Origin of the sequence: Stenotrophomonas indicatrix, assembly GCF_050573115.1 — a bacterium.
Lineage (GTDB): Bacteria > Pseudomonadota > Gammaproteobacteria > Xanthomonadales > Xanthomonadaceae > Stenotrophomonas > Stenotrophomonas lactitubi_A.
The window spans coordinates 183,611-195,778 of record NZ_JBNYZT010000006.1 but is presented as its reverse complement, the minus strand read 5'-3'; the positions used below and the strand labels follow the sequence as shown (position 1 = coordinate 195,778).

8 protein-coding genes are annotated in these 12,168 nt (G+C 58.8%); all 8 read right to left on the bottom strand.

The annotated features are described in order from the left end of the window. Positions 1-600: 600 nt before the first annotated feature. On the bottom strand, positions 601-906 hold the full coding sequence (locus tag ACQ5SA_RS15335; protein ID WP_499314789.1) for a hypothetical protein: 306 nt from the start codon (positions 904-906) through the stop codon (positions 601-603). Between the two features lie 47 nt (positions 907-953). Then, a complete protein-coding gene (locus tag ACQ5SA_RS15330) occupies positions 954-2,003 on the bottom strand; it encodes a hypothetical protein (RefSeq protein ID WP_499314787.1) in 1,050 nt (349 codons plus the stop codon). An 876-nt stretch (positions 2,004-2,879) separates the two neighbouring features. Then, positions 2,880-3,173, bottom strand: coding sequence for a DUF5681 domain-containing protein (locus tag ACQ5SA_RS15325; RefSeq protein ID WP_499314786.1), 294 nt, complete (start codon positions 3,171-3,173; stop codon positions 2,880-2,882). Positions 3,174-4,468: 1,295 nt separating this feature from the next. Beyond that, entirely contained in the window at positions 4,469-5,782 is a 1,314-nt protein-coding gene (locus tag ACQ5SA_RS15320; RefSeq protein WP_499314784.1) for a hypothetical protein, read from the bottom strand. Positions 5,783-6,850: 1,068 nt separating this feature from the next. Continuing rightward, positions 6,851-8,542, bottom strand: coding sequence for a lytic transglycosylase domain-containing protein (locus tag ACQ5SA_RS15315; protein ID WP_499314782.1), 1,692 nt, complete (start codon positions 8,540-8,542; stop codon positions 6,851-6,853). A 204-nt stretch (positions 8,543-8,746) separates the two neighbouring features. Beyond that, positions 8,747-9,427 carry a hypothetical protein gene (locus ACQ5SA_RS15310; RefSeq protein WP_499314781.1) on the bottom strand — a complete coding sequence of 227 codons (681 nt, stop codon included), beginning with the start codon at positions 9,425-9,427 and terminating at the stop codon, positions 8,747-8,749. A gap of 862 nt (positions 9,428-10,289) precedes the next feature. Continuing rightward, a complete protein-coding gene (locus tag ACQ5SA_RS15305) occupies positions 10,290-10,826 on the bottom strand; it encodes an HNH endonuclease signature motif containing protein (RefSeq protein WP_425541465.1) in 537 nt (178 codons plus the stop codon). A 625-nt stretch (positions 10,827-11,451) separates the two neighbouring features. Next, positions 11,452-12,162, bottom strand: coding sequence for a hypothetical protein (locus ACQ5SA_RS15300; protein WP_312401040.1), 711 nt, complete (start codon positions 12,160-12,162; stop codon positions 11,452-11,454). Between the last annotated feature and the right edge of the window lie 6 nt (positions 12,163-12,168).

Here is a 12,168-nt window from a genome sequence, read left to right as displayed (position 1 = left end):
CAGCCGGAAGACGACACGGCTCCGGAACAGGTGTTGGAGACCCATCGAACCCAGCCAGAACAGCACCAGACCTCCAATTAGGCCGATCCACCAAGTCAGGACTGCACCCGACCAGAGACCGAAGGCGATAGAGCAGACCAGAACCACTGTAGCCGCCCAACCAGGGATGCCGTACTCGATACGGGCCTTGCACCCTCTGCAAACTATTGCACCCCGTGGCACACACCCCATGCACATCGGGCAGATCATCTGATCATCCATGTTCTCCGCTCCATTGTTTAGACATCTGGAGCGATATCGGCCTACAGGACGGAAACTTGTGTCGCCGATCACAGCTACCTGCTGCTGGCCTTTGCTAGCGACGGTGTGGCAGGGCTAAAGACAGTGCGAACGCATCCGAAATCCATGCGAACGCATTGCGAACGCATCGGTCAAGCATGGAGAACGCGGGGGAGAACGCGCGAGCCGCCGCTTGAGACCTTTGGACCGTGTCACCGTTACGTTACGCGTGACGTAACCGTGTGAAAATGCGGCAATAAGGGTTTAAGAAACGGTAGGAAAGGGCTCTCCCAATGCAGGGTGTCGTGCCAAAGATGCGACCTAGCTGCAGAGCTCCTCGAGCGCCTCCTCGATGTCCGACACCCAATTTTCGATGTAGAAGCGCCCGGACTGCCCATCTGCGCGAGTCAGCTCTTCGGAGCCGTACGTCTTCAGCTTCCCGTAGACGACGTCGCCCTCATACAGGTAGACGCCAGAGTAGTGCTCTGCTGCGACGTACCAACCGTCAGTCGTCTCAATGATGGCGTTGCCCGAACCACAGACATCCTCTTTAACTACGATTCCCTTCTCAGCAAGCGCGGGGAACGAGCATCCGAGCAGAAGAAAGGCCAGAATCCATTTGGACATGCAACCCTCCGAATCAAGCAATAACTATTGCCATGTCAAGCCGCAATCTAAACCAATGAAATCTTACCTTCAACCGAGTATCGGCGGAGAACCCGGAGCCTACGATAGTAGGCAAGCAGCATTCTCAGCTGCGTCAGCGGATCGAGACCCAAACCCTGAAACTCCGCTTTATAGCGCATCCAATTTACAAGCTCGAAGTACTCGTCGACGAAATCGGAGAGTGTCTCTCGCTGCATTGGGGTCAGACGCTGGGCCGCGGAACCACCATCTGAATCGAACCCACTTAGATTCTCCTTTCGAAAGTAAATGTAGATGTCCGAATAAAGCTTCTCGGACTTTTTGAAGTTTGCGGCAGGAACGATCTGCTGGCACGTCCGCGCTATATCAATCGCGAACTCTTTCAGCAATTCCAACTCAATGTGCCCCGGAGAAGCGTAATGCAACTCAAGCACGCGAGCTCGATGGATAGAAGGAGTGACTCCTCGTAGACCAGTAAATATATTGACGGCGTTGATTCCGCCCTTCCAGTCCGTGAGAAACCTGTTGAGGGCGGAGCGTACCGCCTCTCTAGCCAGGTTTCCCAACCCGTAGTGGAAGGAATAGAGCTGCTGGTAGACACGAGGCACCGTGGCTATGTCATCGATGTAGAGCTCTCCATCCAACGAAATCTTGTATTTCCCAACGTCCGCGGATGCCAGCAGCAGAGCAGCATCAGTCGCGATAGACTCGTACAGGAAAGAGTCTTTATCTGGCATATATTCTAACAGCAGGTCGGATGGGGCTATGGTCCTGAGGTTCTTCCTCTGCGCCTTTTTAGTCGCTTCAAATACCAGAAGCAGGTCCGCCTTATCGATAATAGACTTTAGAGAAAGCGCCGCTTTTAAGTACTGGGAAAGGTCTGCCCGACCAACGGGTGTAACTACCCATCGATTGTGTCGAGAATCGGCATCTACCCAGAAAAAGATGAAGTCATCGTCATCCTTCTTGAACAGGCTCACTAGCGGCCCGTCATAGAACACAAGATCCGCATTCCAGATGAAGTTCAACTTCTCATTCTTCGAGAGAAACGTCCCCTGCAGATCCGGCAATACGCTCACGGGATTTGCCCATGGAGCTGAAAGATCGATTTCACATTCACCCCCTTGCTTGAGAAATATGTGAAATGACCGTTCGTTCCTGACGGGCTGGTCGTGGATCCGTGCTGCGGAAGCAAATTAGCGACAGCAATGTGGTCGCCAAAAATGACACGGGCCTTTTTGACGGTTTTCTCGATAGCGTGGAACGCGGAGATCCCGTGCGCCGCCGTATCGTAGACAGACAGCCCCCAACATTTGCACATCTGCGACGGCGAACTTGCGTGGTGTAGTCTCTTCGGATTTAGTTCCGCCACTGGCAAGAAGCAATTATCGGTGATTGGGTTCCGTACCCACCGCCATGCAGTCGCCTGCCTACTCAACGCATCTACAGGAGGGCACGCCGCCCCTTGCGTTGAACATTCGTCCAGCGACTTCTGATACTCGTACATAGGAACTCCATTCCTCACGTCCGAGTAGCTTCCATACCCTTATGGCCCGCTGTCAAGTCTTGGGCCCAGCGGGATTTCTACCCTCTGAGGACCGGGAGGCAGTGATTTGTTCCACATGTGCGTCTGAAAGGAGACCCGCAAGCGGGCCTAGTGGAGCGAGTGCTGATCTATGACTGAGTGGAACACGTCCACCTCAACCACCCACCGGCCGTTGCTGAAACAGCTGACCAGGCCGCATTGGCAGTGTCCGCCCGCCCAGGCAGGGCAGCGCCCGTCGTGCAGGTCGTAGGCCTTCCAGGGTTCGCCGATAGCGTCCTTGGCCACCTCCGCCCTGCCCTCGAAGTCCTCCGGCAGACACTGCCGCTCAGCGGCATACACCACGTAGGTCACGCCATCCCAAGCCTCTTGGGATCTATCTGTTTCTACGGTAGAGATTGGCGTTTGATCATCAGCCACGGTCGCCCTCCGGTTCTGAGTCTGCCGTCATAGCCACCAGTTGCACGGTGATGGCCTGGACGGGTACCGAATCAGGGTCTACCCCTACTGACTGGACCGGCTTGCCGTAGCCACGGTCCAGCAGTGCCTCGCTCGCCGCCTTAGCCAGAGCAGGGTTGTCGCCTCGCATGATGGCTACAAGCTTCTCAATGGCCTCCTGACCGTACTCACGCGCCAACTGACGCACCTCAAAATCCACCCTGGGCCGGCCGCTCGGATTGCCCGATTGTCCTGGCTTGAATGCCATAGCTGTCACCTATTGTTTTCAGTTGTTACCAATGTGAGCCCATGCCTACGGAAGGCCTTGTCCGCAACATCCAAGCCCACCTCCTCAACATGTCGCTGGAGGAAGCTGGCGGCCATCTCGGTGATGTCCAGGCCGCCCAGGTAGACACGCTGCCCCGCATTGGCTCGGAGCATCACTGCAGCGATGCCCTTCACGGCCGCAGGGGATAGAGACGACGACATAGCTACTCCCTCAGTTCGGCGACCCACGCGGCATAGGAAATGCACTCATCGGACGGCGAGTTCCTCTCTGGACCCACTACCCACCCGCTCAGTGTCTTGATGATCACGATCTCTTTCTGATTCAGCCAAGTCGGCATCTATTGCTCCGTTTTGGTTAGTTCTGTTCGTATGCCTTGCGCCAGAAAGCGCTACGTGCGCCGCCTGCATCGCCTACCGAGTTGCCGCCGCCTCTACGGGCGCCGCTGTTAACACCCACTGCTCCGCCGCCACCGCCACGGACTGCGCCAGTTGCCGTTGCGCCCGGCGAGTAGTTGCCGAAGTTGAGATTCGATCCCTGCCCCTGCTGGATGCTCTGGCCCCAAGTGCTGGCCGGAGACCAGTTGGTTAGCGCGCCACCCGGGCGAGTGAAGTTCTGATTGCCGAAGTTGTTAACCGAGCCCTGACCCTGCAGGTAGCCGTTCCATGTGCCACCCGGAGACTGACTTGGGAAGCCAAGGTTGGAGGCCACTTGAGGCGCCGGCGCGGCGGCCGGGCTCGTCCCGAAGGCAGGCCTGGTGTAGCCAGGGATCGGAACCGCCTCCATTTGAGGAAATTCAGGGTCCGGGCCATAGCGGTCCACGAGTTTGTTAATTCCACGCCCAGCGAGCTGACCGGCCAGGGGCCCTGCAAAAGCAGTGATCAGCCACCTTGCCGCCGTGCCAATCGCACCAGCCTGTACGTTTCGGTAGTGGCCAGTCACTGGGTTGTAGTTGTTGCTGCCAGCCAGAATGCGTTCACCGGCTCTGCCAGCTGCACGCCCCAAGAATGAACGTTGTGCCATTTGTATCTCCAGGGCATATCGGTGCCCAATTTGTTTGGCTTCAGGATCGAAGGGAGAACGCGGGTGTATGCTCCGCTGGTCCCTGATTGGATGAACTGCAATGGACGCTTGGCAGAAGACTTCCTATCCCCTCCCCAAACCTTGGGAGGAGAAGCACCTTGCCGATGACCGGAAGCGCGGCCGCTATGGCCTGGTGTTCTGCGCCCTACTCGTCGCGGTCCCCGTCTTGCTTATTGGCTTAGCAGTTCTCGGATTTATGGGCTTCGCCGTCGCTTCGTAGCTTCGAGCTGTTCCGCAAACTCCGCTACGTCGTCGTTTCCTTCCGACTCGGCAATACGACGCAGCGTTTGAGCCTGAGAGATCAGCTCCCCGACCGGCTTCTCTCCGTTCTGGGCCACCCAGCGCACAAATCCCGGGCTGGTCATCAAGCGACCGAGGCCGTTGAAGGCTGCGGCCAGCGAGGCGGAACTGGTGACAATCCCCGCCGCGAGCAGCGGACTCCCTGCCGCTAGTGCACTCGCTGCACTACTCGCTGTACCTGCCGACTGCGTGATGAGCGAAATCAGCCGCCCCGAGCCAGACGGGTTGCGGAACACCGCGCTCCCCTGCCGGATTCTGTCAGTCATGCGAGCGATCTTGTCCATATCCTGACGGAAGCCCATCCCATGGCGGTCGAACAACACCCGCTTAGCCTCCGGGCTCATGTTCGCCCAATTGGTCAGAAACGTTTCCATGCTGAAGACGTCGCTATCGGCGTTCTGCTGGCTGCCAGTTGCCCGGCCCATTCGGCGAATGAAGGAAGCTGACATCTCTCGCTGCGCATCTTTCGGAAGGGACTGCATCACTGCATGTAGCGTCGTGGCCCCCTCCTTCGTGTTGCCGAACGCAGCCTTGTAGACGGCTTCCGGACCGCCACTCTTGTCCACTACATGGGCGATGGAGTCGATACGGTTGCTTCTGGCCGCGTAGTAGGCATTTGCCCGCTTCCAGGCCTGCTGCGCCTCCGGAGTCGTAGCGGCCGCCTCCATATCCCGCGTGAGCGCTCCGTAGAGCGCCTTCCACTTGTCCCGTGGCACGCTATCCGCCAAGGAGTAGTTGTCTAATTCCTTGCCCACAAGCGTCCGCAGCTTGGTCAACGCCACGTACGGAATCTGGTTGTCCGCCATCCCTGCGATTGCCGTCTTGACCTGCTCGTCAATCTGCCGAGGACTCGCAACCGGTTGCGAGGCACGCATCCCCAATGTCTGGAGACGCATGTTCTCCGCCCGAGCCTTCTCAGCTTGCGCGTTGAGCTGCTGCCTAAGCGTGTCAGCCTGTTGGCGGACATCCGGGCGCTGCAGGGCGGCCTCCGCCCCCCCTATGTCCTTCGCTAACGCAGACTCAATGCCTTGGATTCGCGCATTCTGGAAGAGCTTGGCAACGTTGGGTGCCCCCTCAATGGAGGCGTTGAGATCAGACAGTGCCTGCTTGGTGTTCTCGACCTGAACCCGTGTACCGGGCGCAACTTGCTGGGATACCCGGTCATACAGCTCATCCGCCTTCTTCGCAGTCTTCGGAACGAACGCCACCGGACTCTTTCCCTCTACCCCCTCAAGAACAGCTCTACCAGCTTGCTCAGGGCTCATAGGCCTACCACGTGGGGAAAGCTTTTCCGAGTAACGCTCAATGGCTTGGCCAGTAGCGCTGGACTGCTTGGCCCCCAGCCGTGCAATCGGGCCGGCGCCACCGGGCACATTCCCAAGCATGGTCTCCATAGCCTGGGAGAACCGGCCGCCAGTCGCCTGCCCAACGCTCGGTGTGGTCCCTGCAGCGGCGAAGTCGGTGATTGCTCGGTCGATGTCTTGGGCAGTCACTCGATCACCGGCAGCGTTACGCCCTCTGAGAGCTCCCCGTGTCACATCTGCCATCGCCTGCGGGACGAACCCACTGCGCATGCCAGGAAGTGCCGAGATAGTGCCCGGCGCGAAACCGCCAACAGCACCTGCTGCGATTTGGGCAGCGGTCCCGCCACCAGCCTCTCGGACGGCGGAACTAGCCCCGGTGCCCGATACGGTGGCTGCAGTCTGTAGGACCGGGTTGGAAGCGAAGAACTCGCCAGCAGCCTGCGTGAGGCCGCGACCACCACTCGCGGCGGTGCCCGCTCCCAGCGTCAAAGCAGTGCCGGTCAAGCCCTCGCCGATGTCAGAGACGATTCGCTGAGCCTTGGTCTGGGGCCTCTGCATGCCTAGGTCATCCGCAATCTGTTCGCCGATCTGACGGTAGGAGGCCGTAGGAACAAAGCTGTCACGACCGGCTGCGATGTCGCCCTCAGTCGGCACATGGAACTGCCGCCGAACCGGATCTACGACGTAATGATTGAACGCGTCGCCGCCAATTGCACCTAGCAGCCCACCGACACCCTGGAGTACCTGACGCCCTCCGTATTCGCCAAGCCGCCGACCGACTGCACTGCCTGGCTGGTCAGCAGTGCTCTCCCAGCTGGAGGTAACATCGCTGAAGTCGGGTCGCTCCGCCTGCACAGTTGGGAGCGTCACAATGTCATCGGCTGGATCAAACTGGTCAAAAGGGTTCTGACCAGAGCTAGCTAGATCTTGCACGGGGCCATCGAACTGATCGAATGGATTGTTCGCCATTGGTCACCTCAGGTAGTCGTCAGCGCTGACGCCATACTTTTGCTCGAAGGCCGCGCGCATGTTCGGGTTCTTTCGGAGGAAGTCCACCGCTGCCGGGGGCACTTGGCCTTCCTTGCGAGACGACGAGCCCCTGCCCACGATCCGCTCTGGCGAGTAGTTGTATTCCTTTGCCAAATCGGAGTACTGCTCCCGGTAGCCGTCGATCTGCTGCTGTGCCTGATCCCGCAACCCCTTCGCGGAGCTAACGAAACCGGTTCGCTGCTCGGGATTCAGTCGCTCACCGTTGACGGCTTTGTTGTAAGCATTTCGGATCTGGTCCGGTACGCCTGCTGCGTTCTGTGCCGTCGCGAATTCCCCCTCCCGAACCACAGACGCTGGATCAAGCATGCGCATGTAAGAAAAGATCAGCGCCAAATCATTCTGCGCAGATGGAGTCTTTGCCGCTTGTGCAATTTGGCCGTACGAGTTGACGACTGTCTGAGCACCCTTGATCTGCGTCGTGTACTCCTTACGCAGGTCTTGCTCTGCTTTTGCCATGTCACCAGGGGCCGGATTGTTCTTTCGATCTGCCGGGCCGCCAGGGATTGCCTCAAGCTGCTGTCCGTCCACAGTGAAGCGATATCCAGCTGGCGGTTGGCGCTCTGACCGGATGGGCGAACGTTCAGCCCGGAAACCAATGTCCGACCCTGCCATCTTTCCCTGGCCAGCCCGGGCTAGCACCTTCGGGACATACTCACGAGTCTCTGCCGGAGCATTAGCAAGCACCGCGTCCACATTGCCGCCGTGCGTCTGCATAGCGCGATCTACGTTACCCGGACCCCAGTTGTAGGCAGCCAAGGCCAAGCGTGGGTCGCCGTACTGGCGATGCATCGCACCGAGGAAGTCCTTACCCACGCGCTCCATCTCAGCCGGAGATTGATCGCGGGCAGGTGCAACGCCATAGCCTGGATCTCGCAGGGTGCCAGGCATCGTCTGCATGGTGCCCATAGCGCCCTTGGGCGACACGGCAGCTGGGTTGCCGCCCGACTCAACCTGCATCACTGCCTGCTCCAGGTTGGGCAGAACGTCAGCTCCCAGCGTTCCAGGCGAGGCTGGTGAATCCTGCCAGAACTCTGGTGAGAGCATCCCCGCCTTTGGCATCTGCTTGTCCATGAAGTTCGGGGAGAGCATGCCCTGACTGATCACGTTGCCATTGAGATCGCGCATCTCCTGAGTAGCGATATTGCGCAGCACAGTGAGATAGCCGGGTTCCTTCGTGCCCGGATTCCTATACGGGATCTCCATGGGGTCCCACTTTGGCGCTGGCTGAGCCTTCTGACGAAACTCCAACGCGCCAACAGGATCAACATTCGCCCAGCGACTCCATGAGTCCTCATTGAGTGATCTGTCGGGATTGAGCACCCCTTGTTGTGCAGCCTCGATAGCTGCATTGCGCTCCATACCCTGCCGGGTGCGGCCGAGGATCTCCTCCTTGTAGCGAGAGTTTTCCGCAGCGGTGACACCTTGGTTTGCAGCCAGCAGCCCTCCCTCAATGCCATTTGCCAGGGCAGCACCGAAGTTGCCGCCTGCCGGGCGAAGCATGGCAAGGCCAGCCGACAACAGGCCTTGCCTCGCGATTGCGCCCTGGTCCTGCTCAGTCATGTTTTGCCATCTCGGCGTGATTCTGCCGAAGAAGTTCTTGATGTGAGGATTCATGTATTTCCTGCGATTCAAGGCGACTCATACGCCGGGAAGGGATAGGCGGCGCCACCTTCCGATGGCGCCGCCAAGGAGCCCGCCCTTGGGTAGTAGAGCCCCTACTACTTAAGGCGTTTGGCGGGTGTAAATCGCTCCCGCATCGGGTGGCCTGCCTGTCCGCAAAATGTCCGCATCCACGAAGGACAAGGCGCGGCCTGCATGTCACTCGTCTCCGGACAGATGCGGCAGTTTGCCTTCGCCCACCTCCCACCCGCTGCTTTCACCTAGTTCCTCCAAGAACGCGTAGCTGGCCCTCTCTAACCAACTCCACAGCGTGGCTTCCACGTTGGAGACAAGCTGCCGATACGTCGCCTCTCGCATTCCGAATGCACGTGCACCATCCCTATAGCTACGGCCCTTTCCCAGGAGTTTGGCTGCGGCCTCCCTCGCCACCTCCGCTGCATGACCCATCGCTGTCAGGTGCAGCTCCACCTTTGGCCATTGGTCCATCTTCTGGGCTGCGTAGACCATCAGCCACGCCTCAAGCGGACCGTCCAGCGATGCATCAGACAACGCGAGGAGTACCGGCCGCACCGGCCGCACCGCAGGGATAACCACCGCGCCAGAGAACCTGTGGTTGTCCCAGCCCTGCACGCGTCGGACACGCGTGGCGCACGCGTCAGCACGCATGTTCGCCTTGCGATCAAACTCCTCCACCAGAGAACGGGCCGCCCCTTTAAAGCCACGCAAGGAAGCAGCCCTGGCCATTGGATCCGAAGGGAGATACCTGCGAGCTTCCTGCACCACGCGCCCCCGCGTGTTGATAGCGAGCCCCGAAGGATCAAGAGCACCGTCCTCGTCTGGCGACGCCTCCACCCACGACGCCTGCCACGACACCGCCATGCAGGGCCCACAACCGAATGCAGCAGCCAATGCCCTAGAAGCTCGATCCACGTTGATCGAGCCCTCTGTCCAAGGCTTGGCAAGACCGGGAGCTTCCGGTGCTTGCACCTGCTTGGGCCCGGTTCGGTACTGTGCCGTTTGGTTCAAGGGGCGCCCCCTTCAAGCCAAGGCTTCAAGAAGATCTGAAGCGGTGAAGAGCGCGCTCCGCTTGGTAGATATCTATAAGGGAGTACACATAGCGACCTCGGACAGGTGTGGATAACCACCTGACTGGCCCACATAGCGAACTCACAGGTCTGTATGTGGGTCAACTGTTTCGAGAGTTGGCCTACATAGCGACCTAGTTGGCCCACATAGCGACTAGCCATTGTGATTTCGCCTCCAGTGATTGGGCGCTGTCACGGTCGATGGCTCAAGGTGCTTCTCTGATTCGTCAATCGCGTAGTAGGTGAGCGCGAACAGGCTGCACATGTTCTTGCCGCCCTTGCGAGTCTCAAGGATCCACCGAGCATCCAACAGTTCTCTTTTGGCCGCCTGGACCGTTGCCTTGCTCCTCCAACCTCGCTTGGAGAGCATGGACCAAGGAATACTGAGATCCCCGTTCCTTCCCGGACGGTACTGACGAGCAAGCTCAAGCAGCAGCTTCACTGCATTTCCCGAAAGAAGGCCAAACTCTTCGGAGTCCGAGATCTGGTGCTGGATTGAAAGAAAGGGCGGTCCCTTACCCCGACCCTTCAATCTCTGGTGGCGCTGCTTGTTCTGTTGCCGGCCGGAAAGAGCCACTCCGTGCCCAGCCGGCCTGCTGGCTGGGTCCTGGCTGAAATTGTGCATACACCCCCCAAGGGCATAGGTGGGAAGCCAGTCAGGTCTTCTTGGGCCGCACCTTCGCGGCTCGCACGCCAGGAAGATGCGCCCATGTTCGGCCGGTGCGGATCTGATTCACTGTGCGAGGGGCTACTCCAAGACGTTTGGCCCACACCCTCGAGGGAATGGTGTCCACGCTGTTGCGTATCGCTACCGCTTGTTCTGGGGTTAGCTTGCAGTGGTGGGACCTACAGCCGTAGCGAGCGATGTTTCTCTCAGCTTGCCTAGCTCGGTTCTCCTGAGGGGTTACCAAATCAAGATTGGAGAGCGCGTTGTTGCCTGCGTCGCAATCGAGGTGATCGATCTGCATCCCCTCCGGAATCGGTCCGTGGGCAGCTTCCCAAACCAATCGATGCGCATACCAAGTGACTCGCGAGGATGCGGCTGTCGCTCTCCGGATGACCCTGACGTAGGTATCCGAGGTCTGGATTCCGACCTCTAAACCATCCGGATCAAAAACCCTGCCGGTGGAAAGGCAGACCCTCAAGCCAGAGGAAGGGTGGGTAACGAGCTGGGTGGGGTCGCGTGGGTTCACGGCTCCTCCTCCAACGACTCGCACTGCTGCTCTTGCCTCGCCTGGAGAGCTCTCCAAGCGGCCTGCACTCGCTGGGGCGCGTGGTATTCGGTCACCCTGTACGAACCGTGGTTGTCTTCATGAGTGGCTGTGTACGCCTCCAGAATTCCCCGGCTCACCAATTCAGTAGCCGAGCGCCGAGACGGAGCAGCCCGACCACAGTCAGCGGTCCAGCCGCCCAAGTCCAAGAGCCTCATCTGATCTCTGTTGAGATTTGAGAAATCGAATTCGCTCACGCCGCGACCTCCATAGAGGCCGCAGCAAGTCGTGCGGGGAGTGTGTAAAGGCTATCGAGGTAGACGAACCGGCGCGTACCGATGCTGACCGTCTCCAGAAGACCGGCTTTTGCCAGCTCGTAGGCCTTAGATCGACCGATTCCTACCTTCGCGCATTCCGGAATGAAGGGCCGGAAATCCCGATGTCCATATGTATCCATTGACTGCACCGTGTGGCCGCTATGCGCGGCGGGTGAGTCGAAATTTATGGATGCGCGACCTCGAGGGACATGTCGTCAAATCCCCAAGTTATGGATTTGGCTCAGCTGAATCAGAATCAGGATTTACGATTCTGATTCAGTGCCACCGGACTACACCCTCTTCGGGACAGGAGCAAGCTTGGAGATGGCAGCCTCGTCCAGGTCGTCAGTGCTAAAGAACACCGATGTCAGTGCGAGTACCAGCGCCCGGTGCGGCGTGCCGAACTCCCTCACGAAGTTGCTAGTCACTCGCCGGATAAAGCGCAACCTCCTTACGTTAGAGTCGTTCGGCTTCTTGACCTCGCTCTCCAACTCAGCAAGGTGAAGCGCACCATTGTGGATCGCGTCAAAGACGAGCCCTAAGTCATTCTTGAACCCGTGATAGATAGAGAACCGAATTCGGTTGAACGATTCCTCTCTTTCGTCTTCATCAAGACCCTCGAAATCATTTGGATGAGCGTCCTCATAGTTGATCGCGCTATTGAGCGCAGCGAGATCGAGATCGGGTTGAAAGGGCCAAACCAGGCCACTTTTCTCGTCATAGAACGGTATGAGCAGTTCCCGCAGAGCCTCGCAGTGGGCGACCATCCTTTTTGAGGCTTCCTGCCGCTGCTTGGACGTCATCTTTTCGAACGGCTCGAGTTCTGCGAGGCCATGCATCACTGCGCGGCCAATCCAGTCCTCCAGCGTCCCTGCCAACATTCCAGGCTTTCGATCTTTGCCCTTCAGGGACTCCAGGCACAGCGCATACTCTGCAGATGCCGTCAGCTTCCGCCATGCGGCTTCCGCCTCCTGATGCATGAAATAACGAGGCGAACTCATACGTGA